This window comes from Marinibactrum halimedae, from assembly GCF_021234875.1.
Taxonomy (GTDB): domain Bacteria; phylum Pseudomonadota; class Gammaproteobacteria; order Pseudomonadales; family Cellvibrionaceae; genus Marinibactrum; species Marinibactrum halimedae.
The window spans coordinates 76,138-100,506 of sequence record NZ_JAJQVM010000012.1; the positions used below are offsets into that span (position 1 = coordinate 76,138).

Below are 24,369 nucleotides of genomic sequence, written 5' to 3' on the forward strand. Positions count from 1 at the left end.
AAAATTGGATAAAAACGATCCAATCATTCGAATCTATGGAATGATTAGACCGTGTGAGAGAAATGAGATTATTGAATGGCGTTGATTTTTTCCGACGTGGGTAAATGCTGAGTTTGGTGTCGTAGCGCTTTGATAAAGGCGTTCGCGGCAGGGCCAAGCTTATCGGCGTCGATAAAATGTAGGTATTGTTTCAGGTATCGTTTGCTTCCATGCTGCAAGTTCAGTAATTGTAAGCGGCCTTCCTTAATGTGTTGCTCAATACTGGCGTAGGGTTGCCAGGCAAAGCCGAAGCCTTTACAAACCAAATCAATGGAGCTGCTTAGGTGGCTGACCGTCCAACGTTGTTCGGCACCAAGCCAACCGCTATCGATACTGGCAGACTGTGCAGAATCTCTTACAACAATCTGCCGGTAGGATTTTATGTCTTCAAAGCTTAATGGCGTTGGTAATTGTGTCAGCGGAAAATTGGGGCAGGCTACAGCGACAAATTCCAGTTGGCAAATTTCTTCGCTAAAACCCGCATGATCGATAATTGAAGAAATACCTAAGTCGACTTTACCGTGAGTAACCAGTTCATTGGCGCCAGACAAAATGGTCTCGAACAATTCGATACGCAATAACGGGTACTGATCCGAAACGCTTTCAATGGCTTGGTATAATTCTTTTCGCGGGAAGGCTTCATCAATGGCAATACGCAAGTGTGTTTCAACACCTTGTGCAATCGTACCCGCTAGGGCTTCAATTTTTTCGGCTTCTTCCAGTAAGTAACTGCTTCGACGCAGCATCATTTCACCGGCAGCGGTTAATTGCGCTTTGCGGCCAACCACTTCCAATAGTGTAACACCAAGAGATTCCTCCAATTTTTGGACGGCATGATGGATGGTGGATTGGCTTTTGTGAATCGCTTGAGACGCCTGACTAAAGCCGCCGTAGTTCACGACGGCTTTAAACATACGCCATTGTTCGAGTGTGGTTTTTAGCATAGAGAAAAATAGTTATGTCATTCTTAGTTTGGTTTGCCCATTAAAGTTAATGAAATACTCATTCTTTCAAAGGGTAAGTCTATTTTATGAAAGAAAATGGGGTGTGTGCCAGATTGTCTCAACCTATTGTGTATGGCAATAAAGTGACCACTTGAAAATCAGGCGTTAATACAAACGTGTGGTGTTGGGAATTCTAGGAAGGGTTCTGATGATTAGAAAGATTTCCCGCCGCATGTGTACGGCGGGGTATTTGTTTAAGAAGGTCTATATTTAAGAATGTCTATATTACCAAGGATCAGTATTTTACAAAATTCTCAATACTACCCGGCGATTTCGTGCTGCGCCTTCTGAGGTTGTGTTATCGGCGATGGGTTGTGATTCGCCGTAGCCTTTGTAGCTAAGTCGCTCAGATTTTACTCCCCCCTTTATTAAATACATCATAACGGTTTTGGCACGACGCTCAGAAAGGTTTTGGTTATGGGCTGATGGGCCATCGCTATCGGTATGACCTTCCACCTCGATTTGTAAATCAGCATTGTTGATTAAAATAGTCACGGCCTCATCCAATGCGGATTCGGCGCCGTGTTTTAATTTCGCTGAATTGGTTTCAAACTCAACACCCGGTAAGTGGATTTCCTCAGGCAAGGCACAACCTTGAGTATCTACAGGAGTGGACGGGGGAGTCTCTACGCAGTGGTCTTGATCATCCATAACACCGTCGCCGTCGGTATCTTTTACTAATTCGCAACCTTGTGAATTAACGGCGGTACCTTGCGGAGTATTAGGGCATTGATCATCGGTGTTATTGACACCATCAAGGTCATCATCTACCAGAGAAACTGGTGCGGTGCTTTCCATTGGAGCAGGTGTTGTTGTTTTCGATTTAGATTTTGAACCAAAAAGTCGTCCCACGGAAAAGCCTGCGTACCATGCGTCTCGATCATAAAAGTCGATGTCACTGCGAATAAACCACGGGCTTTCTCTAAAATGGTATTCAACCCCTGTGGCAAAACCTACTTGAGTCGATGTTTGCTCTTCGTAAGGGATTGGTCCGCCACTGGATTTATTGGCGATATTCGCAATACCCAATTTGACGTAAGGGCGTAATGACTTCTCCGGATACCATTGGTAACCCGCCATGAGTGACGTTACTTTGTAACTGATGTTGGTATTAGGAAAGGCGTTGGCAATGGCTGGGTTGCGATTTGTGATTCCGGCTTCCCCTAGGTCAGCATATTTTAGTTCGGCAAACCAGTGTTCATTTAATTGCTTTCCTAAATAGAGCTGCAACCCTGTGTCATGATTTTCACTGCTGTCGTGCAGGAAGTTATTCACTTCTTCATCTGGTGACATATAGGAATAGCCATACCCAATACCACCGTACCAGCAAGCTTGGTAATCGGTGTGGCGGTCAGAAGACCGCGCCTTGGTTTGTGTATTGCTTTTTTCATCTGAATTGATGTATTGCCCACACGTGTTTTCTGCATAAGTGTCATTAACAGAAGCCACATTAACTAAAACAATAACGGCTATTGCAGGGATGTGAGAGTGTCTAACTACCTTATTTCTCAAGACTGGACTTTTCCAGGGTGCGTTTTTCCACATTAGCGCCACGAATAGTCCCAGCAGCATCAAAAGGTTATTGCTGCCACCGCCGCCATTGCCTTCCAGTGCGGTTTCGATTTCACCTTCGGCTTCTAGGTAATCGGGAATGCCATTATTGTTATAATCGTTTTGCCCTTCCAGTTCATCGAGAATGCCATCGTTATCACTGTCGAAATCGATGAAGTCAAAGAGGCCATCACCGTCGGTATCTATTGGATTTGAAGGGTCTGAGCCGGCTTCGATTCGGTCTTCAATACCGTCGTTATCCGAGTCGGTATCCAAATAGTCGGGGATGCCATCACTGTCGGTATCCACTTCGCCTTCCAGTTCATTTGGTATACCGTCAAGGTCAATGTCTGTGGTGCCGATAATGTCGGCGACACCATCATCATTGAGATCGGTCAGGTCATCAATCTTTCCATCATTGTTGTCATCAAGCAGTTTGTAATCGGTAGCCTCAATATCAAAGATACCGTCGTTATCGCTATCGATTTCACGCCAGTCACCGATACCGTCCATGTCGGTGTCATAGGGGTTGGTTGTGGCGCCTTCATCCCGTGCAAGGTCATCCACGATGCCATCGGCATTCAGATCGGCTTCAGCAGATTCAACAGAATCGAACAAGCTGTCACTGTCGCTATCCAAATCCAAGTAATCGAAGATGCCATCCCCATCGGTATCTGTGGGTAGAACATCGTCATCGACACCATCACCGTTGGTATCGACACCTAGGGTAATATCAACATCGAAGAGGTCGTTAATTTGGTCTCTGTCGTTGTCGGCTAAACGGTCGACATCCGCTTCGATGTCATCGGGAATACCGTCATTATCGCTGTCGATATCCACGTAGTTCGCTGCATTGTCACCATCACTGTCCAGCGGCGTCAGGTTATCATCTACACCGTCTTGATTGCCGTCTGTACCGCCGGTGTGGCCGGCGTCGTAGCCGTCATCCAGCCCATCTAAATCCGAATCCATTCCCACCGCAATCGTGTCTTCGACCGTATCGGGGATGCCATCGTTATCGCTGTCTAAGTCTCGGAAGTTGGCTATGCCATCCTCATCACTATCGATGAGCCCTTCAATGGAATCTGGAATGCCATCATTGTCAGAATCGGGGTCTAGGAAATCGAATGTGCCATCCCCGTCAGTGTCAACCGGTGAATTAACGTCTAGTCCGGCTTCATCCATATCGCTGATACCGTCGTTGTCGGCATCAGGGTCTATGGCATCCGCTAAACCGTCACCATCGGTGTCGGTAAAGGTTTCCACGCCATCGGGTATGCCGTCGCCATCGCTGTCTGGGTTATTGGGTAGGGTGCCATTGGCCAATTCGTCGCCATCACTGATGCCATCGCCATCGGTGTCACAAGCGTTAACGGTATTGCTCGGCTGGCAAGGGTCGTTGGCGGCGGGGTCTTGGGCATCGATAATTCCATCACTATCGGTGTCGGCCGAATCCAGATAGTCGGGTAGGTTATCGCCGTCGCTGTCGTCGTCAGACCAGTTGCCATTACCATTGCTATCTTCAAATCGGGTTAAAATTGTATCGTTATCGTCATTATTATCTCGCCAGTCTCGGTTATCTGTTCCGTCTGTGTTTTGTAAGGGGCTGTTGCTGCCTGTAATGTTTTCAATGGATTTGGTGTTGACGGTATCAAAGTTATCGTTGAGCCCATCTTCATCGCCATCGGCATTGGCAGGCGCGGGTGTGACATCGGCGATGCCGTCGCTGTTGTTATCGTGCCCTTCAATTAAATCTGGCACCCCATCGCCGTCTGAATCAAGGCTGAGGTAGTCGGGTAGGTTGTCAGCGTCGGTATCAGCAATACGAATTTCGCTTCCTCCATTGTCTGGATCGTAGGCATCGTCTAACCCATCACCATCGGTATCGAGACCTGTAGGGGCGATATAATTGCTTTCGCTTTGCGCTTCTACATTATCCACAATGCCGTCGTTATCCGAATCGATGTCTTCTTTGTCGGGAATGCCGTCGCCATCAGAATCCTGCGTGCCTTCCTGAATATCGGTTAGGCCATCGTTGTCATCATCCGCATCATCGGTGTCAAACACGCCATCGCCATCGGTATCGGTTTCGTATTCAACGATGTGGGCAGCTGTACGATCGACAGAAATCCCCATGGAATCCATTTGGTCGGTGTAGGTGACGGTAAGTGTGTCGCCTATCTGGGTATGGAGACTGCCATTGTTATTTGTGTCTGCAGAGGTGCCAGAAATGGTTGCCAAACTCCCTGTAAATACCCCTGTATTGATATCGGTTTCGGTTAACTCCACTTGCTCAACTTCGCCGGTAATATCGTTGATGACTGTGACGACCACAGATTCTGTAATGGTATCGGAGATATTTAAGTCGGGATCAGTCACAGACATGCTTAGTGTGTCTCCCGGAATACTTCTGGGTGCGGCCAGTGAAATCGTACCGTCTGTGCCGGTTATCAAGCTGTCGTCGGAGGTAATGTGAGTGAGCACTGTTGCTTTTGTTGATAATCCATAAACATAAGTATCAATCAGTCGCTGATCACCAAGGCTATCTCTGGCAAAGTTACCCCAAGTATGCCGCCCGGCAGGGGTTCCTGAGCTTTCGCCATTGGGTAGGGTCGAGGTGCCACCTGCGGCTTCACCTAATACAGTAACATCGTCCCAATAGACTAATGTGTCGGATAAATTACCGGTTTGGTCGGAGAGAAAAATGGTTAATCCGTCTTCAATAGGGCCACCACTGGTTTCTACGTCATCTGCAACAAAATGGTACTCGCCCATGCGAACATTAATTTGCGCGTTATAGCTGCCCAGAGGAAGTATATTTCCCAGTGCGTCAGTGCCATTCCAGGCGACTTGATTTAAACCTGGGGTAGTTTCCCCCAGTAAAAGGAGATCACCCGGGTCGCCGAACTCACCATTTTCATTGATATCAATATTAATGGCATAGGTTCCTTCAATATCGGAAGTAAATTCAAAGAAACCAGAATCTTGAGAACCGGTGGTGGTGGAAGGCGAGATACCACTGTCTTGATTTTCGTTATCAATAAAGCGTGCAGAGCCAACAGAAGGTGATTGGTTTGGTTGAGGGTCCGCAACTTGAGGTACACCGAGGTAAATGGGGAATTTATAAGTGGCGCTGTTTCCACTGGACGGTGTTGAGTACCCCGAATTGGGGGCATTTACCCCAATGCTATTGGCAACAATGTTATAGACATAGCCAGAAAAGTTATTTAAGTCCAGCGCCCAAATGTAGTTGGTATTTGGGCGCCCACCGGGTACCAATGCGTATAAATCGGCGTCGGTGGCGTCCGATTCGGCAAAAGAACTCGTTGAAAAACTCCATGAATAGGCCCACAGTCGTCCTGCAGCAATGGTTGGGTCTGGATTTGTCAGGGCATCAGGCGTTACGGTTATGTCATATCGATCGAAGACGCTACCAAAGGTGTTTTCCAATAACACTCGATAAGTGCCGCTTTTTGAAGTGGTATGACGAAGTGGGTTGCTCAGAGGCGCGTTCATTGGGTCATTACAATCTACGTTACTCTCAGTCAGCGTTGTAGATAGAACCGATAGACCATCTGGGTCAAATACCTCAATGGATAGTTCGTCGGTATTACTCCCTCCACACAGTGAAAAGTTAATCACCTCTCCAGCCGTTAATATGTCAACAAAGAATGATCTCGTGTTGTCATCTATGGCATAACTGTTATTAGAATCTTGAAGAGGTTGATTAAGTCCCATTTGAGCTGAGCCTTCTGCACAGCTGTAGGAGGCAAATAAAAAAGATGCAGAGCCGTAAAAAAGAAACTGCTTAATGAAGTTGGTCAAAAAATGCTCCTTATGTGTATTTAAAAGCATAGAAATGCTCTTTCTGAAGCCAAAAAACAGGCGTATTAAGGTATGTTTTATATGACAAATTAAAAGTAGACGCATTTATCATTTTTTCAAATAAAAAATTTTTTTTTTACGAATTTGTGGTATTTGGCTTTTAAGTTTGTTTTTAAGGGGGGCGCAGGCAGGTAGGATTTTGTCAGAGGGTTGGGTTTACCTTGAGGCGTGACCCCATTGGCCAAAATGGTTGTGCGATAGCTGCCAGAGGAGGCCGCTTTAAACGAGCCTTGGTAAACTGGTCTCCTGAAAAGAGGGCATCGATACCGCCTAAGTCTGGAGGTCTTACCATTTGTCCGTCTGGTGCTTCCAAAACAAAATTCAATAACCATGGAAGAGGGCAATGAACGATGGCATCGAATTCCCATTCTTTACTGTATATAAAAATTGATTGCCACTCAGTTTTTATGGTGAGGTTTGGATTGGAATAAGGAGATGGTGGTAATAAACTTTGATGTTAATAAATCTTGATGTGGTTACTTGTTGAAATACCCGCTGTTTGGCTGGAAATTTGTGGGCATTTTATATTTTTGATTCTAAATTAAAATGCTGTTTGCAAAGCAGCGCTCCAAAATTTTTAGTTAGGTATCTCATTATCCCAAGTGTCTGAGTAGCCATTGTTCCCGCAATGAATATGCAGGCTTGTATAGATTTTTTCCAAAATGGATTCCAGTTCTTTTTTATTAATGGTTTCCTCAATTACCTTCCAGTAAAACCTGGCTAAAAGAATTGCTTCTACTTCACTTCTGACTCCATTTTCAATAATGTTTAAAATATTGGCGTCTCCGAATTCTTTCGCATAGTGAACTAAACGCTTCTTTTCTTCGATATTGTTAAATTTAATCATAATGTATTTTGATGTTATCTATGCCCAAAATACTACGGCTTTAAATGCTTCAACAGTTGTACCACATCCGGCAGCATTTGCATAAAGGTGCCCAAATGGCCTGCTAAGGTAGAAAGGTCTTTGTGTTGATGGCCCATCTGTTGATGCGCTTCGTCAACAATTTTGGTGAGAGCTTTGCGTCCCCGTATTCGATTGATGCCTACCTCAGTTAAGGGCGACAGTAGAGGAGTGGCGATGAGTACTAGCCCAAACCCTGCGACAGCGCCGGTCGCGCTTACCCACCCCGGCACTCCAAACCAACTTGCCCATAGCCCCCCAAAAAAACCTTGCTGGCTCATATAAGCGCCGGTGGCAGCGGAGCTTCCTAAGGTCATGGCGCTCCCAAAGGCGACTTTATCGGATAATCCACGGCCAATAATGCCAAGTGAAATGAATAATAAAAAGTCGCGTCCGCCTTCTTGGGTAATGGTCAGGCGGTTGATGGCGCTGCTTAATTGGTGGTGAGCCTCTTCTTCTGAAAAGGGTGACAACAATGATTGCAGTTCACTCCATTGTTCATCACAGAAAGTGGGGTGAGATTGTAGATGTTCAAACAATTGTTGGTGCAATGTGGGTAATGCCAAAAGTTCGACCTGTAATCGTTCTGTTAGCTCCTTTTCTTTTCGTGTCATCAACGGTGGAGGGGCGGTTTTGCCTTTTCGTAACGGTGCGGTACACAGTCGCCATGCACTTTTGGGGAGGTTTAATAAATCTTGAGGAATATCCGCTTTGTGGCGCCAGTGGCGCTGCCATACGTGTTTAACCGAGAGAAAGTAGTGACTGAAAAAAGGGTCTACCCGTTCATGGGCTAATAGGAAATGTGTATCCACAATTGCCTGCCATTGGTCTAACCACTGGCGCTCTAATGCTTCTTTGTTTAAAGAGTATTCAGGAACAAGGTTAGATTGGGGTGGCGAAGATTTGGTCATGAACGCTGATATAAATTGAAGAAAGTAAAGGTTTTGCCATAGCTAGAATGTTTGCACACCCCGTATACAGATTAAAGCCACTTTTTAACGCAACTTTGGACAGGTAATCTGAAGATAGCACCGATAGGCGTTTTAAAGCGCAACGTTTTGCGTTTCAATAAGCGCCTTTATACCGTTTTCTTTTTTGGCTATGGAGCCCGTATGTTTCGATTTTTCGAAGGATTGGTCAACCCCTTCCCCCCCGAGCCGCCCGTACAACCGCCAAAAGGCATTGTGGCGTTTTGTAAGCATTACACTGAAGGCATTACTCCCTATGTCATATTAATGGCATCGCTTACCGCGTGTTTAGCGGTGGGTGAGGCCTTTTTATTCGGAATTCTCGGCCAAATTGTTGACTGGCTGGGGATCAATGATCGCAGTACGTTTTTTGATGAACAATGGCCGAAATTACTGGGCATGTCACTCTTTGTGTTAGTGGGGATGCCAACCATTGTTTGGTTTCATGCATTGGTGGTGCATCAGGCGCTATTGGGAAATTATCCCATGTCGATTCGCTGGCGCGCGCATCGGTATTTGTTGGGTCAAAGTTACAGCTTTTTTCAAAATGAATTCAGTGGTCGTGTGGCCACCAAGGTGATGCAAACCTCGTTAGCGGTTCGCGAAGCCGTGATGAAAGTATTGGATGTGTTGTTATTTGCCTCAGTGTATTTAATCACCGCGATATTATTATTAGGCAACGCCGATTTTCGTATGAGCTTGCCGTTATTTGTCTGGTTTGGTTTATATATAGTGATTCTTTGGTATTTTTTACCTCGATTAAAAAGCGTGGCCGAAGCCCAAGCTGATGCTCGCTCTGTGATGACGGGCCGAATTGTCGACAGTTACACTAATATTTTGACCATTAAATTATTTTCTCATTCCAAACGAGAAAGTGACTACGCCCAAGAAGGCATGGAAGACTTTTTAAATACCGTACACCCACAAATGCGTTTAGTGACGGCTTTACGTTTTTGTATTTGGGTGCTGAATATGATGTTGGTGTTTTCCATCGGTGCTTTGGGTATTTGGTTGTGGATGAACAGTGCCATTACCACCGGTGCCATTGCGATTGCGATGAGTATTGCTATTCGTTTAACGGGTTTATCTCACTGGATTATGTGGGAGGTGAGCGGTTTATTCGAAAATATTGGCACAGTGGTAGATGGCATGAATACGTTATCTCGCCCACATGCGGTGGTAGATGAGTCAAATGCGAAAGCATTAACCATTTCCAATGGTGACATTCACTTGAAAGACGTGAGTTTTTCCTATGCGGGTGAAAACAGCAGTTCAGGACAATTGATTGACCCGGTTTTTATGGGTTTAAACTTGCATATTAAAGCAGGCGAAAAAATTGGCGTCGTTGGCCGTTCTGGGGCGGGTAAGTCGAGTTTGGTGAATTTGTTGCTGCGTTTTTATGATATACAGCGCGGTCAAATTTGTATCGATGATCAAAATATTCGATCAGTCACCCAAGACAGTCTTCATGGCTGTATTGGTATGGTCACGCAAGATACATCGCTACTGCATCGTTCCGTTCGAGAAAACATAAAATTTGGTCGACCGGATGCGTCTGACGAAGACATGATGCAAGCCGCCAAACGGGCTCATGCCCATGAGTTTATTCAGTCGTTGGCCGACAGTGCAGGGCGTACAGGGTACGACGCTCATGTGGGCGAGCGTGGTGTAAAACTATCTGGCGGGCAACGCCAGCGTATTGCCATTGCACGAGTCTTGTTAAAAGACGCGCCGATTTTAATTTTGGATGAAGCCACCTCGGCTCTGGACTCTGAAGTGGAAGCCAGTATTCAAGGCAGCTTAAATGAATTAATGGAAGGCAAAACGGTCATTGCGATTGCCCATCGTTTATCCACTATTGCAGCGTTAGATCGATTAATTGTTTTCGATGACGGTCGTATTGTTGAGCAAGGCACACATCCGCAATTGGTTGAAAAAGGCGGTTTGTACGCGCAGTTATGGGCGCACCAAAGTGGAGGCTTTTTGGGAAATGTGTAATTAAATCGTTGGTTACTCAACCTAGGTTGTAACACTACAGTTTTAAAAAAACAGAATAAATAAAAGAAAAAACGCCATGAGTTTTATTCATCACTCATGGCGTTTTTTTTTGATTTGTCGCTTTTTGATAAATAACTCTTGGGGTTCTATTTGCTCTCTTTTGTAATTGTTGACAGCCCTATGGTGGAATGAAAATATGTGAATGTTTTAATCGACTGTTTTAATGGTTTTTCACCTTATTAATCACTCTTTAAGGATTTTTATGCCATTTATTCTTTCTGTTTCACGTCAACGAGTACTTTCAATATTAATTGCTTTTTTTCTTTTTTACACGCCATTCTCATTGGCCGAATACACGGATATTTCCGCAGAAAATGGCGCAATCAGATTGCATTATTCTAATGAGGTTGCGTCCTCTTGTGATGTTATTGTGTTGGGTGTAGGGACTGCGATGGGCGCAGATGCGTACGATAGGCTTTCCAGTGCGTTAAATGGGTATGGTTATCTGGTCGCTATTTTAGATCATAACCCTGGCAATATCGTTAAAACCGACAGTGAACGTTATTTGGCATTAGCCAGCGAATTAAAAAGTACGGCACAGACTTGGTTGAATGGCACGGGTTGTGAGTCTGTTGATCATTGGGTTATGGGCGGACATTCCGCAGGCGGGCAAGCGGCTCAGAATGCCATTGCACAAAATCGTTGGTTGGCTGATGCGATCTTTAGTGTTGATCCTTACGATGCCAGTGTAACGGAAGAAGTGTTTATTCCTGCGCTTTACTGGGGGTTTAGTTTTACGTCGTGTTTTGTGACTCGTGAAGATGCGGCAGAAGAAGCCTACCGCCGCAGCAATGACAAGCGGGCTTTTTTCCAAGTACAAGAGCAGTTTTCGTGGGGGCCTTGTGGTTACGCTCCAGAATATTTTCATTGCAGTTTCTGCGATAACGGATGCCCAGGCTGCACCAATTGTCGGCGTACCCCAGCGCACTTTTTTGATGATGTGGCTGCCAGTGTGAATAAGTTTATTAATGCGGCTTTTTATTCGGATTGGTCTAAGGCGGCGTTAACCATCAATGCAGAAACACCAATAGAATTGTACGTGGATCAAGAAATGCCATAGGTCTTAAGGGCTTATGGGATGATTTCTGGGGTAGAGGGGTTTTAGGTTTAACTGAATAAAACCAACGTGGTGGCTAAACAAGCGCGTTGGTTTTATTCAAGGATTTTTAAATTATGGGCATTTAAATTAGATTGATTTAATTTAGAGTCTCGTCATTAGTGACTGGTTTTACAGTTGTAGATTCTTCCGTATTTTTGTATGCCCACAATGCTTTTTCCTGCCGAGACACCGCTGTTTCCAATGTAAATATCATTCTCTGTTGTGCGCGTATTCCCGGTGATAACATGGGTTCCGCCTTGTCTAACGGCTCTTTTTTGAAACCAAGGTGTACACACATCTCCGGCGTAAAAGCGTCGTGAAGAACAGGCGACCTCTTCCACGAGCGTACATTGTGATTCGTTGACGGACTCTGTGAAAACCACTTTTTCCATCAATGCTTTTTCTTCCATGCTCGTGCATGCCGATAGGAATAATACTGCGATTGCACTCAGGGTGACTCTTAACTTCATGGGTAATACACCTCTCCCAAAAGTGAAAATAGGATTTGTTTAAGGTGGGGGATTATATACAAAAATAGGCTTTAATGTGCTTTTTGGTGACAATTTGTTATTTTTTACGACAATTGTCTAACCGTAGAGGCTTCACTCATCAGCGCGTATAATTGCCGGCTTGAAAAATTAGGGTGGTAAATCAGGAAGCCGTATGACCGCAGAAATCGTCACCAAAGAACTTGTTACACAACACATTAGGCAATGGGAAACACAGCTCGATGAGGTCTTATGCAAAGACCGTTACCGAATCGGTCAGCAACTTCGAGACATAAAAAGCAGAGTGCGGTCGGGAAAGCCGTTCGATAAGTTGTTTCAACGTCTCCAGAGTTCAATGGAACGCTCTTTGGAATTAGTAAAAGCACGAGAAAGCCGACGCCCGCCCACGATTGTGTTTCCTGAGCAACTGCCCATCAGTGAGCGACGTGAGGAAATCGCCGAGGCCATTTCTAAACATCAAGTGGTTGTATTGGCTGGGGAAACGGGCTCGGGGAAAACCACGCAGCTACCGAAAATCTGTTTGGAGCTGGGTCGGGGGGTTCACGGTATGATCGGTCATACTCAGCCTCGTCGAATTGCGGCCAGTACAGTGGCGACGCGGATTGCGGAAGAATTGAACGTGGAGCTGGGTAGCTCGGTGGGCTATCAAGTCCGCTTTACCGACCATAGTGATGATCATACCCACATCAAGCTGATGACCGATGGTATCTTGTTGGCGGAGATTCAAAATGATCGATATTTGTCCCGTTACGATACGTTAATTATTGATGAGGCCCACGAGCGCAGTCTAAATATCGATTTTATTTTGGGTTACCTCAAAAGTATTTTGCCAAAACGGCCAGACCTAAAAGTCATTATCACTTCTGCCACCATCGACTTGGAGCGTTTTTCCAAACACTTTAATGATGCGCCTATTATTGAGGTTTCGGGTAGAACCTATCCGGTGGATGTGTTGTATCGCCCTCAACAAGAAGATCAAGACGATCAATACCAAGCCATTATCGATGCCATTGATGAAATATTGATCATGGAGCGAAAAGGAGAGACGCAACGCGGTGGCGATTTTCTTGTTTTTTTAAGTGGCGAACGAGAAATTCGTGAAGCGGCTTTGGCCATTCGCCGTGCGGATTTCCCTCATTTGGAAACGTTGCCCCTCTATGCGCGCTTGAGTTTGGCGGAGCAGACGAAAGTGTTTCAAAACCACAAGGGCCGCCGAGTGGTGTTGGCCACCAATGTGGCAGAAACCTCACTGACTGTACCCGGTATTCGGTACGTCGTCGACCCAGGTTTTGCTCGGGTAAGCCGATACAGTTATCGCACCAAAATCCAGCGGTTACCCGTTGAACCCATTTCGCAGGCCAGCGCCAATCAGCGTAAAGGGCGTTGTGGTCGTGTGAGTAATGGGGTGTGTATTCGCTTATACGAAGAGAGCGATTTTTTATCCCGCCCAGAATTTACCGATGCGGAAATTCTGCGTACCAATTTGGCCTCGGTGATTTTGCAAATGTTGCAGTTGCGGATTGGGGATATTCGAGAATTTCCTTTCGTAGATCGCCCAGATCATCGTCTCATTAATGATGGTTTTAATCTTCTTCAAGCCTTACAGGCGGTAAACACAAAAGCCCAATTGACGACATTGGGTCGTCAAGTAAGCACCTTGCCAGTTGATCCGCGCTTGGGCAGCATCGTGTTGTCAGCGGCGAAACTCGGGTGTTTACGAGAAGCATTAATTATTATCAGTGCGTTAAGTGTGCAAGATCCTCGTGAACGCCCTGCCGATAAACAACAAGCTTCCGATGAAAAACACCGTCGCTTTTGGCACGAACAGTCGGACTTTCTTGCCTATGTGAATTTATGGGAATACTGGGAGCAGCAGCGGCAGGATTTATCACAAAATCAATTGCGTAAATTGGGTAAAAAAGAGTTTATTTCGTATTTACGGATGCGGGAATGGCGAGATGTTCATCATCAATTGCGCCTTGCCATGAAAACGTTGAATTTAAAAGAAAACAGCGAACCCGCCAATTACGACCAATTGCACAAAGCGCTTTTGGTTGGCTTATTGGATTACATTGGTAACAAAGGTGAAGACCGCGAATATTTAGGGACACGCAACCGTAAATTTCACGTTTTCCCTGGGTCGTCGCAATTTAAGAAAAGCCCAAAATGGATGGTGGCAGGCGAATTATTGGAAACCGCAAAATTGTATGCGCATACGGTGGCCAAAGTTGAACCCGAATGGATTTTGAATGCCAGCCGCCATTTGGTAAAACGCAATCATTTTGAGCCCCACTATGATGCTAAGCGTGGCCAAGTCATGGCCTATGAAAAGGTGACGTTGTATGGCTTAACGTTAGTGGAAAAGCAGCGCGTCAACTTTTCGGTCATTGATGAAAAGGTATCGCGAGAGGTATTTATTCGTGCCGCTTTGGTGGAGGGGCGTTACGGTCAAGCGGCAAAATCAGGCGCTAAGCCGGCAGCAAAACAAGACAGCCATCGCGGTGGTCGTCGGCGAGTGTCTGGCCAAAAAAAGCCAGGGCAATTTTTTATTCATAATCAACAATTATTGGCCGAGCTTCATGATTTAGAAGCGAAATCCCGGCGTCGAGATATTGTTGCCGATGAAGAAGTGTTGTTTGCTTTTTACGACGAACGAATTCCAGAACATATCGTTAACTTGGTGAGCTTTGAAACCTGGCGTGAAGACGCCGAGCAAGAGAACCCGACCCTTTTACACATCGACCGCGACCGATTGATGCAGCGCGATGCGGGGGAGATTACGGAAGCTCAGTTCCCGGATATTCTGGAGTGGGGCGGTATGGAGTTTCTACTCAGCTACCATTTTGAGCCGGGGTCGGCGGAAGATGGGGTGAGTGTGCATGTGCCTGTGAGTGTGCTGCACTTGGTGCCTGAAGCCCGATTGGAATGGTTGGTGCCTGGGTTACTTCGCGAAAAATGCATTGCTATGGTGAAAAGCTTACCGAAACAATGGCGCAAGAATTTTGTTCCGGTGCCTGATGTGGTCGACAAATGTTTGCAATCAATGGGGCCGGACAATACGCCTTTGCATGAAGTATTGGCGCACCAATTAAAACGACACACAACCATAGCGGTGCCCGAAAGTGCTTGGGCACAAATGACCTTAGACGATTATTACCGCATGAATATTCAAGTGGTGGATGATCGAGGTAAGTTAATCGAACAAGACCGAGATTTGGCAAAATTACGAGAGCGCTATCGTGATCGCGTGCAGCAAAGTTTAGAGCAGGCGGGGGAAGAGGTTGAGCGTACTGGAATTACTTCTTGGAATTTTGGTGATCTAGAAGAGAGCTGCCAGCTTAAGCGTAAAGGCGTGAAAATTCGGGCGTATCCGGCGCTGGTGGATGAAGGGGATTCGGTTGCCCTAAAAATGCACGATAACCCGACGGAAGCTCATTGGCACAGTGTGAAAGCGATTGTGCGCTTGGCCATGCTCGAAGAATCACAAACCGTAAAGTATCTGCGCAAGCAACTCTTAAAAGGCAAAGATATTGGGTTGTCGGTGACGAATTTAGGGTCACGTGACCAAGTCGCTGAGGATATTATTGCCGCATCCATTCGACAATTATTGACCGTGGATGATTTACCCAGAGACGAAGAGACTTTCCGAGCCCGCATTAAAGCGGCCCGTTCGGATTTGATTGAACGTGCCCAAACGTTGGAAGCCTTGCTCATAACCGTGCTTCGCTCTGTGGTTGGAATTCGAAAGCAATTGAAGTCGTCCAAAAATGCCTTGGCATTGGCGTTTGCCGCAGGCGATGTGAATAAGCAGCTCGATGGCCTGATTTTTCCTAACTTTTTGTTCCTAACGCCACTGCGTTGGTTGGAGCAATATCCTCGTTATTTGCAGGCGATAGAGACCCGGCTTGAGAAAGTGGTTTTGAATGTTCAAAAAGATAAATTAATGACACGTGAAGTGGAACCGCACTGGGATCGGTATTATAGCTTGGAGGAGAAAAAAGGTGCCATTTGGTGTGCCGAAAACCAAGGCTTAACGGATTATCGTTGGATGATTGAAGAGCTGAGGGTGTCGCTCTTTGCTCAAACGCTGAAAACCCTGATGCCGGTGTCTTCCAAGAGATTAGATAAAAAATGGACAGAAATTATCGCAGATCTGTAGGGGTGGTAATCATCTAGTACCCATAAGGTGGCAGTACTCATAAGATGGTAGTCGTTATAAATTAGTCATCATTGGTCATCATAAGAGTTTGGGCATTGAGTGAGTATCGGTAGAGTTGAATCTAAAAGTATTCAACTTCGCAAAATGCGCCTCAAAATTGTGGTGATATCTTGATTATGTCTTTATTTAGCTGTGATAGTTTGGTGATACTCTGTCGTTATAGTTTGATCATCGACAAAAAGCCTATGTGCTTTGCGATGCTGTAATCTCGGTGATGGTGAGCCGTCGTTGTGTGAATCTGAAACTGTAGTTATTTCGTAGGCATGGTTTTAATATCATAGCTTTATGTACAGGGGCATAACAACGAAGGGTTGACAGCTGAGGTTGCAGCAAGCGTTAAAATTGCCTAAATTCAGGTAGTTTTAATAATGAAATATTGTAAAGAGAGACACTGAGTTGGCGCTAAAGTTAACTAAGTGGCTTCAATTGACGAGTATTTCATCATTAAGTTTGAATGTTTTATGAAAATGAAACTTAGTCTCACGGAATGGGTCTATGTCCCTGTTTGAGCTAAGGTTATTAGTTGCGCCAGGGTGTAGTGTTACGCACTAGCGCTAGTGACATTAATTATTAATGGTTCTTTAATTAGGAGAACAATCATGGCGAAGAAAAACACAACTCCTTTAGCAGCTGCCGTAGGTGCGGCATTCTTGGCGTCTGCAGCAATTGCTCCTGTAGCCTCCGCATCAGAAAACCCATTTGCTGCCACTGAGCTTTCGAAGGGTTATAACTTGGCAAGCTACATGGAAGGTAAGTGTGGTGAAGGTAAGTGCGGCGAAGGGAAGTGTGGTGAGAAAAAAGCCAAAAAAGAAGGAAAATGTGGCGAGGGTAAATGCGGAGAAGGCAAGTGCGGTGGCGACAAAAAAGCCAAAGCAGAAGGTAAATGTGGTGAAGGCAAATGCGGCGGTGCCAAAGCCAAAGAAGGTAAATGCGGTGAAGGTAAATGCGGCGGTGCTAAAGCCAAAGAAGGTAAGTGTGGCGAAGGCAAATGCGGTGAAGGTAAATGTGGCGGTGCTGCATAAATAGAACTGAGTCGCTGAGTTGCTTGGTGCGAGTCACTATTTAGTTTGGGGTGTTGAACGTCCAGTATTTGCGTCATTACCCTATACGTCTCGTATCCATAACGCACTTTAAAAAAGCAATTGGCGATAGAGTCAATTGCTTTTTTTGTTTTTATATGATGGCTTTAGGGTTTATCGATTTTAAAGGAGAGTATTTATGTCTCGTTTTCCTGTAAACGGAGTTGGCCTTGGTTTACGGCGTAGTATGTTGGACGATTTTGCTCACCTCACTTCTGATGACGTGAACTTTATGGAAGTCGCCCCTGAAAATTGGGTCAATGTGGGGGGAAGGCTAGGTAAAAAATTTCGGGAATATACGGAAAAATTTCCTTTTGTTTGCCACGGGTTATCACTATCGATTGGCTCACCCGCACCGCTGGACATGAGTCTTGTGAAAGACATTAAAGCATTCTTAGCTGAATATAAAATTCATGCTTACACGGAACATTTGAGTTATTGCAGTGATGCGGGACACTTGTACGATTTGGTTCCTATTCCTTTTACTGAAGAAGCGGTGAAATACACGGCAGATCGTATTCGGCAGGTACAAGATTGTTTAGAGCAGCGTATTGCAATGGAAAATGTATCGTATTATTGCGCTCCTCACCAGGAAATGGCTGAAATCGACTTTATTAATGCGGTTATTCAAGAAGCCGATTGTGACTTGTTGTTGGATGTGAATAACATTTATGTCAATAGCATTAATCATGGTTACGATCCGAAAGCGTTTTTACAAGCGTTACCTGGTGATCGTGCTGTGTACGTGCATGTGGCTGGCCACTTTGAAGAAGCGGAAGATTTGCGTGTTGATACTCATGGTGCCCCTGTGGTTGATCCAGTATGGGAGTTGCTGGATTGTGCTTATCAACAATTCGGTCGTATTCCCACTTTATTGGAAAGAGATTTTAATATTCCCTCACCTGAAGAATTATTGGGCGAACTGAATACCATTAAGCGGATTCAACATCAGTATACGCCGCAAAAAGAAGAGGTATTGGTGTGATGGAAGAAACACCCGGCCCAATGGCTACGTTCCAGCAAACTCAAGTGGCGTTGGCAGAGCATCTGAGAGATCCAGATAATAATCCAGGAATTGACGGTGTAGAGGATCGTCGCTTAAAAATTTATCGTGACCTTATTTTCAATAACATTGAAGGTTTCATTGCCAGCGGTTTTCCAGTATTACGCTCGCTTATTGAAGATGACCATTGGCACACATTAGTTCGAGGGTTTGTGGTAAGTCATCAGTGCCATACACCGTATTTTTTGGAAATTAGCCAAGAGTTTTTGGCGTATTTACAACAAGAGTATCAACCTGAGCCTTGGACGCCCGACTTTATACGTGAGCTGGCTCATTATGAGTGGGTTGAATTAGCGTTGGATGTTTCCACGGAAACGTTTCCTACAGAGATTGATCGAAATGGTGACTTATTAAATGGGCAACCTGTTGTTAGCCCTCTTGTGTGGTCGTTATCGTATCAATATCCTGTTCACCATATAGGGCCGGATTTTCAACCAGAGTCACCACCAGAGTTGCCTACATTTTTACTGGTGTATCGAACTCGGGAAGATGAAGTCCGGTTTATGGAAACTAATGCGGTAACCAGTCGTCTTTTACAATTATTGCAAGGCGAATCAGAAGGTTTGTTAGAAGGGAAAGCCCAGAGGCTGACGGGACGAGAGGCTTTATTGGTGATTGCTTCGGAGTTGCAAGCACCAGACCCAGAACAGATTGTGTCCATGGGGCTTGAGATCCTTCAGCAGTTGCACAATTGCGATATTCTCTGCGGTACTCGCCTTTAACATTCGTCTTTCGTACTGCCCTTTGCCCCAGGCGTAAAAAGAAAGATTTTGGCGCGTATTGCTGTTGATATCGTATGGCGCAAGCCTAATATAGCGTAGTCAAATCATAAACTACTCGGAATTCACATGAAGCAATGGAAATCAACCGCTTTCGCGGCAATGTTAGTGATGTCATCGCCCTTTGGTGGCGCTTGGGCGCAAGCCTATGAGGAAGCGGGGAGCAGTGAGGTGGAACCTAACACACAGTCAGCCGCTTCCAGCGATGACCCTTGGGAGGGATTCAACAGAGCCATGTTCGGGTTCAACAATGTGTTGGATAAAGCCTTGGTTAAACCTTTGGCGCAAGGGTATGTGTGGATTACCCCTGATCCGATAGAGACCGGTGTGAACAATGTTTTTAGCAACTTGGGCGAAGTGGGGAATGTGTTGAATGACATTCTTCAATGGAAGTGGAAGCAGGCTGCAAATGATACCGGGCGTTTCCTCGTTAACAGCACCATTGGCGTTGTCGGCTTTTTTGACGTCGCCAAAAAAATGGGCATGGAGCGTTCTGATGGTGAAGACTTTGGTCAGACATTAGCTGCCTGGGGAGTAGGGCAAGGCCCTTATATGGTTTTACCGCTATTTGGCCCGTCTACTCTGCGAGATGCTGCCGGTTTTCCGGTTGATTGGTCTACCTCTCCAGTCAATCATATTGATGACAGAAGCACGTCTAACACGCTTAACGTCGTAGGCTTGGTGAATGCCCGAGCGTCTTTATTAGAAGCTGAAAAGCTAATGAGTGGCGACCGATACGTCTTTATGCGCGATGCGTTTTTACAACGCCGAAATTATCTAATTGACGATGGTGTGGTGGAAGATGATTTTGGCTCAGACGATGATGAATATGGAGATGAGTACGATTTTTAATTCTCTCTTTTAATTTTGTTATTGAAAGTAAACCGTAAACTATTCTGGCTTAATCTGAAGGTTTTTGTACTTCCTTGATAAAACACCCTAAGATTAAGCTTTAGTTCTGTTTTTAATTGTTAAGTTTTACCTGTTTTGCCTCTGTATAGACCATGGTGCAGGTGTCACTATATCCGTGTCTAACACTCGTGCCGCTAGATACAAGCGCTTGCAAAGCCTCCCAGTTCTTTGATTTATACATATCTTGCGAGCGGTTTAGGTGGTCAGATCCTATTAAAATTAAGACGCCTTTTTTTGTACTAGAGAGGCCGCACCATGTACTTCTGCTTGGCCGATTTTGATAATAGCCCTGAATCTGATCTGCAATATGATTTTGGCGGTCTATTGTGTTGCCCCTTCCGGGTTCTTGTTTGTCATAGAAACCGACATTAATATGATGAGCGCGAGCAGCTTCTACGATGTCACCAAATGAATAGTGGGAATTACGATAAAATTTAGGGTCTACTTTGAGTAACTTTACACCCTTATCAGAACCCAGGTATTTCTCTGTATCCTCAGTATTGATTTCTAGTCCTATAGTACCGATAAATTTGGAGCGCTGTTCTATGAGTCCTAAAACAACATGCCGTGCTTCTGGTTTTGAATGGTTTTCACCTAAATAAACAATACCCCCCGTTTGCAAAATACTAGCAGCTTTACTGGCGATCGGGTTAAGTGAATCAAATTCTGTGTTTTTCTCTATAGTGTTTCCCAATTGACTAACTGGCATATGTTTTTCCTTATTTTTTTGTTAAATTTCATTAACCATTTCAGTGAGTATTCTTATTTGTAAATACTGAAATAAATCAATTTTCAGCTCAGTTAATTTGAGGGGCATTGTTGAAGGGGGTATTGTATTATTGCGGAAGGTTGAAACTGTGTTGCGTGTACTGAGATGATGCAAAGCTAGGGATTACCCTAGGCTTTGCAAATAAAATTTAAAGTTCCCAGCGCACACCCAGTGAATAAGCTTGATTGCTGGCATTGTCGCGATTTAAGTCAGTATCGATTACTGCATAAGCCGAAAACCCGCCTTTAAATATCGCATTTAACCCAAATCGTGCATTGGCAAAATTTTGCTCTGCTCGTTCAGAAGATAATTCAAACGCTGTTTGGGATGGATCACCTACAAACAATCCGCGTATGGATAGATCATCGTCTTTAAATTCCTTTTCCCAGTCCAGAGAAATGCTGGGGGTAATGACGCCAAAATCCATATTGATGGCCATCGCCAGCTCTACCCCTAAACGATTTACAAGAGATTCATAGGTATTAGAGTCCATGCGTGTCATTATGCCAGATAACTCAGATCCTTCTGCAACACTTTCAATAAAGGCATCGGTGTCGACTTCGATGTAATTCATTTCGTTAAACAAACGAACACGATATTGCTGAATATTAATGTTGTAGCCAATGTTGAATGCAACATTAAAATCGTCACCACTGAACTCACTGTTGGCGATGTCTTGAACATCAAAGAGATTGATTTGGCGACGTGTTTCGTAATCATTTTGGCCTTGGGTAACAATACCATCGATATAAAATTGATCTCCATAGTAATAGCTACCAAATAAAGAGACGTTGGTGCTTTCTAGGTCAATTTCAGACTGATTGATGTTTGAGTCGGTTCCACCGTTCGAATAACCTAGCGCGGCACCCACAATCAAGCTATCGGTAAGGCGATAATCAATACCAAAGAGCAGCGCATCAATGCCTAAGTCAAAATCTAAGTCGCCGTTATCAGATTCACGTTGGCCTACTTTTAAGGTACCAGTAACAAAAGTTCCCCAATCGCTGGCAATAGAATCGGCACTGGCGCCGCTACCTAATTTGCCGATGGGTAAATGTTGCCCGTCAATATTCAGTGCTAAACCGTTCATGTTAAAGCCACCAAAATTATTTCGTTGGCTTTGTACCTGACGCGTTAGAGTTCTTGAGCTGGCTTTTGAGTTATTTAAACTTAAGTCAGCAAGTGACAATAAATTGGTTGGTGCAATTTGGTTAAGGTCATTACCTAAAGTTTCGCTTGCTTGAAGGGCCATACACGTATTAAAGAAACTTTCTTCTTGTTGTGAAACAGTTGTTTCTGACGTTTCTATCCCTTCTAGCAGAATGGGGCAACCACCATCAAAGGCAGAAGCTACAGCAAACTGACGAGTGTTTAGCCCAGGGGTGTCGGCGATTTTATTCCATACTGGTGTTTCAGGTTCTGGCTCTGACTCAGGTTCTGGCTGGGGCTCTGGTTCGGGCTCTGGTTCGGGCTCTGGTTGTGGCTCAGGTTCGGGTTCTGGCTCAGATTCGGGAACCGTTGACTCTAATCCAATAATACTGATAGGTAAGTTAGGGTTACCTTCATAGCTAAACGGGCAATCAAAATCTAATCTTGGGAGGTTCGTACTCATTACTAGAAGTAGGTCCTCTGTTGTCTCGTAAAACTCCCCAATTCCTTGTGCACTGTAAGTAGGGCCAGATGTGCTAATGATTTGCGTATCAATGGCAAAAGCATCTGAGTCTCGAATTGTGTAAGAAAAGGTTGTTGAGAACTCATCAACAAGATCCCCCGAAATTATTTGGCCAGTAATGGTGCATTCCCCTGAGCCAGGGAGGATAAGCTCACCGTCTTGACGGGCCACATCGCTTTCAGTTAACACCGGTGGTGGTGTAATGAATAGTGAGAATGTGTCGTTACTTTGGGCGTCTATTACTAGGGTTTCTACCTCCCCTGACTCGCCAGGAGTATGTACTTGGTTTAAGCCTGTTGTATTATCGGTTGATACAAAGAAACTTTGAAAAGCGTGAACGTGATTCACGCCAAATAGAAGGGAGGAGGTGACTATTGTGCTTAAAGTAAATGGTTTTTTTAATAATGACATTTTTCGTTTCATCTGAATTTCCTTGTGTAGCTCTTTCCGTTTCGAACTGTTATGGAATAGGTTTGTTAAGTGTTAAAAGTTGGGCGAAAGAAATTGGCATACGGGCTTAACGGTGGTGGGAGAACACCGCAGTGTGTTTTGGATTAGGTGATATTGAGTCGAAGGCACTGATGTCAATAGAGCTGGTGCAAAGTGAAGTCAGCATGGAGTAAGACGTCCTTTTCAGAAGCTGCATCAAATAAATAAAGGCGCATTGTATTTGAGTTATGGCGCCAAATTGGTGACATTTGGCGCAAAAATTATTTTAATTTATTTTGTATTATAAAAATAGAATCTGATAGAGATCTTTGGTGTGATGCAGTTAACCTTTTTCCTGTTTAGCTACCGCAGGATTTTCGAATGATTAACTGAGGGGGAAGAAGCCTGGACTCAATGTGTTCACCATTTATAAGTGACAGGATATTCTCGACCAATAATTCACCTGCCTTGATGGTATCTTGTTGTACTGTGGTCAGCGGTGGTGTCATGTGGGAGGCAGTGGGAATATCATCAAAACCCACAACAGCAATATCATCTGGTACCGAGTAGCCATTTTCCCGAAGGCATTGTATGGTCCCAATGGCCATTAAATCGCTGCAACAAAAGACGCTGTCAAACGGTTCAGTCCGTTCCAAGATGGTTTGAGTGGCATCAAACCCCATGGTTTCTGTGGAATTGGCCGAGGCGTGCAGTTGTTGATTGTATTTTAAGCCGTGTTCAGAGAGTGCCTTGAGATAACCTCGGTATCGGTCTTGAAATTCAGGGCAATCATCGGAAGTATCTCCGATAAAGGCAATATGCTTTCGGCCTAATTGAATTAAATGCTGGGTGGCTTCATAAGCACCAAGGGTGTTATCGCAGCCCAAAAAATGCCCTGGTTGCCCTGGTACAACGGGCCCCCACGTAATAAAGTGCGCCCCTGCCTGATCCAGCCGTGAGATACGGTCAATGTACTGTGTGTAATCCCCATACCCTAAAAAAATAATGCCATTGGCTTTATTGGCATCTTCATAATCGGCGCGCCAATCTTCACTTAATTGTTGAAACGATACTAATAAGTCATAACCTTCTTTTGCGGCGGCACGGGTAATACTGCCCAGCATGGAGAGGAAAAAGGGGTTGATCATGGAGTCGCCCGGATCTTCACAAAGTAATAACGCCAACGTTTTCGTACTTTGTGAACGCAAATTACTGGCATTCACATCAACTTTGTAATTGAGCTCGCGGGCAATGGCTTGTATTTTTTCTCTGGTTTCTTTACTTACCAATGGGCTGTTGCGAAGTGCACGAGAAACGGTTGGCTGTGATACCCCGGCAAGGTGGGCAATATCCAGAGAGGTGGGTTTGCTGTCTTTCATGTTACCTCAAAAGCGTTGTAAACACTGTTCTTATCGTTGTTATAGGTATTC

At 44.9% G+C, this 24,369-nt stretch carries 15 protein-coding genes; 7 read left to right on the top strand and 8 right to left on the bottom strand.

The genetic code is table 11. The features are described 5' to 3' along the window. Positions 1-68 precede the first annotated feature (68 nt). From LU351_RS08880 to LU351_RS08895, 4 genes are all read right to left on the bottom strand, one after another. A complete protein-coding gene (locus LU351_RS08880; protein ID WP_232593715.1) occupies positions 69-983 on the bottom strand; it encodes a LysR family transcriptional regulator in 915 nt (304 codons plus the stop codon). A gap of 303 nt (positions 984-1,286) precedes the next feature. Beyond that, positions 1,287-6,419 (bottom strand): OmpA family protein, encoded by a 5,133-nt coding sequence (locus tag LU351_RS08885; RefSeq protein ID WP_232593716.1) that lies wholly within the window; start codon positions 6,417-6,419, stop codon positions 1,287-1,289. A 637-nt stretch (positions 6,420-7,056) separates the two neighbouring features. Further along, a complete protein-coding gene (locus LU351_RS08890) occupies positions 7,057-7,326 on the bottom strand; it encodes a hypothetical protein (RefSeq protein WP_232593717.1) in 270 nt (89 codons plus the stop codon). A gap of 32 nt (positions 7,327-7,358) precedes the next feature. Further along, positions 7,359-8,294, bottom strand: coding sequence for a hypothetical protein (locus LU351_RS08895; protein ID WP_232593718.1), 936 nt, complete (start codon positions 8,292-8,294; stop codon positions 7,359-7,361). Between the two features lie 201 nt (positions 8,295-8,495). Between LU351_RS08895 and LU351_RS08900 the strand changes: the two genes are divergently transcribed. Further along, positions 8,496-10,349, top strand: coding sequence for an ABC transporter ATP-binding protein (locus LU351_RS08900; protein ID WP_232593719.1), 1,854 nt, complete (start codon positions 8,496-8,498; stop codon positions 10,347-10,349). Positions 10,350-10,611: 262 nt separating this feature from the next. Then, on the top strand, positions 10,612-11,469 hold the full coding sequence (locus LU351_RS08905; RefSeq protein ID WP_232593720.1) for an alpha/beta hydrolase: 858 nt from the start codon (positions 10,612-10,614) through the stop codon (positions 11,467-11,469). 155 nt (positions 11,470-11,624) lie between these two features. Here the strand turns inward: LU351_RS08905 and LU351_RS08910 are convergent, their stop codons facing one another. Further along, positions 11,625-11,978, bottom strand: a complete 354-nt coding sequence (locus tag LU351_RS08910) for a hypothetical protein (protein ID WP_232593721.1) — start codon at positions 11,976-11,978, stop codon at positions 11,625-11,627. Positions 11,979-12,171: 193 nt separating this feature from the next. Between LU351_RS08910 and hrpA the strand changes: the two genes are divergently transcribed. The 5 genes from hrpA to LU351_RS08935 all read left to right on the top strand — a co-directional run bounded on the left by hrpA (position 12,172) and on the right by LU351_RS08935 (position 20,009). Next, on the top strand, positions 12,172-16,176 hold the full coding sequence (gene hrpA, locus LU351_RS08915) for an ATP-dependent RNA helicase HrpA (RefSeq protein ID WP_232593722.1): 4,005 nt from the start codon (positions 12,172-12,174) through the stop codon (positions 16,174-16,176). Between the two features lie 659 nt (positions 16,177-16,835). After that, positions 16,836-17,258, top strand: a complete 423-nt coding sequence (locus LU351_RS08920) for an HvfA family oxazolone/thioamide-modified RiPP metallophore (RefSeq protein WP_232593723.1) — start codon at positions 16,836-16,838, stop codon at positions 17,256-17,258. Positions 17,259-17,454: 196 nt separating this feature from the next. Continuing rightward, positions 17,455-18,300 (top strand): HvfB family MNIO-type RiPP peptide maturase, encoded by an 846-nt coding sequence (locus tag LU351_RS08925; protein ID WP_232593724.1) that lies wholly within the window; start codon positions 17,455-17,457, stop codon positions 18,298-18,300. Next, entirely contained in the window at positions 18,300-19,100 is an 801-nt protein-coding gene (locus LU351_RS08930) for an HvfC family RiPP maturation protein (RefSeq protein ID WP_232593759.1), read from the top strand. The genes LU351_RS08925 and LU351_RS08930 overlap by 1 nt, the downstream gene beginning before the upstream one ends. A 126-nt stretch (positions 19,101-19,226) precedes the next feature. Continuing rightward, positions 19,227-20,009, top strand: a complete 783-nt coding sequence (locus LU351_RS08935; protein WP_232593725.1) for an MlaA family lipoprotein — start codon at positions 19,227-19,229, stop codon at positions 20,007-20,009. A 112-nt stretch (positions 20,010-20,121) separates the two neighbouring features. Here LU351_RS08935 and LU351_RS08940 read toward each other — a convergent pair whose 3' ends face one another. The 3 genes from LU351_RS08940 to LU351_RS08950 all read right to left on the bottom strand — a co-directional run bounded on the left by LU351_RS08940 (position 20,122) and on the right by LU351_RS08950 (position 24,318). Next, on the bottom strand, positions 20,122-20,778 hold the full coding sequence (locus LU351_RS08940; RefSeq protein WP_232593726.1) for a hypothetical protein: 657 nt from the start codon (positions 20,776-20,778) through the stop codon (positions 20,122-20,124). Between the two features lie 208 nt (positions 20,779-20,986). Continuing rightward, on the bottom strand, positions 20,987-22,933 hold the full coding sequence (locus LU351_RS08945) for an autotransporter outer membrane beta-barrel domain-containing protein (RefSeq protein WP_232593727.1): 1,947 nt from the start codon (positions 22,931-22,933) through the stop codon (positions 20,987-20,989). Positions 22,934-23,298: 365 nt separating this feature from the next. Continuing rightward, positions 23,299-24,318, bottom strand: a complete 1,020-nt coding sequence (locus tag LU351_RS08950; RefSeq protein ID WP_232593728.1) for a LacI family DNA-binding transcriptional regulator — start codon at positions 24,316-24,318, stop codon at positions 23,299-23,301. Positions 24,319-24,369 lie beyond the last annotated feature (51 nt).

Bases quoted from the DNA above. Each gene is read 5' to 3' on its own strand.
- hrpA (WP_232593722.1), top strand. From the start codon at position 12,172: ATGACCGCAGAAATCGTCACCAAAGAACTTGTTACACAACACATTAGG.
- LU351_RS08910 (WP_232593721.1), bottom strand. From the start codon at position 11,978: ATGAAGTTAAGAGTCACCCTGAGTGCAATCGCAGTATTATTCCTATCG.
- LU351_RS08900 (WP_232593719.1), top strand. From the start codon at position 8,496: ATGTTTCGATTTTTCGAAGGATTGGTCAACCCCTTCCCCCCCGAGCCG.
- LU351_RS08890 (WP_232593717.1), bottom strand. From the start codon at position 7,326: ATGATTAAATTTAACAATATCGAAGAAAAGAAGCGTTTAGTTCACTAT.
- LU351_RS08935 (WP_232593725.1), top strand. From the start codon at position 19,227: ATGAAGCAATGGAAATCAACCGCTTTCGCGGCAATGTTAGTGATGTCA.
- LU351_RS08905 (WP_232593720.1), top strand. From the start codon at position 10,612: ATGCCATTTATTCTTTCTGTTTCACGTCAACGAGTACTTTCAATATTA.
- LU351_RS08880 (WP_232593715.1), bottom strand. From the start codon at position 983: ATGCTAAAAACCACACTCGAACAATGGCGTATGTTTAAAGCCGTCGTG.
- LU351_RS08930 (WP_232593759.1), top strand. From the start codon at position 18,300: ATGGAAGAAACACCCGGCCCAATGGCTACGTTCCAGCAAACTCAAGTG.
- LU351_RS08925 (WP_232593724.1), top strand. From the start codon at position 17,455: ATGTCTCGTTTTCCTGTAAACGGAGTTGGCCTTGGTTTACGGCGTAGT.
- LU351_RS08895 (WP_232593718.1), bottom strand. From the start codon at position 8,294: ATGACCAAATCTTCGCCACCCCAATCTAACCTTGTTCCTGAATACTCT.
- LU351_RS08945 (WP_232593727.1), bottom strand. From the start codon at position 22,933: ATGAAACGAAAAATGTCATTATTAAAAAAACCATTTACTTTAAGCACA.
- LU351_RS08950 (WP_232593728.1), bottom strand. From the start codon at position 24,318: ATGAAAGACAGCAAACCCACCTCTCTGGATATTGCCCACCTTGCCGGG.
- LU351_RS08920 (WP_232593723.1), top strand. From the start codon at position 16,836: ATGGCGAAGAAAAACACAACTCCTTTAGCAGCTGCCGTAGGTGCGGCA.
- LU351_RS08940 (WP_232593726.1), bottom strand. From the start codon at position 20,778: ATGCCAGTTAGTCAATTGGGAAACACTATAGAGAAAAACACAGAATTT.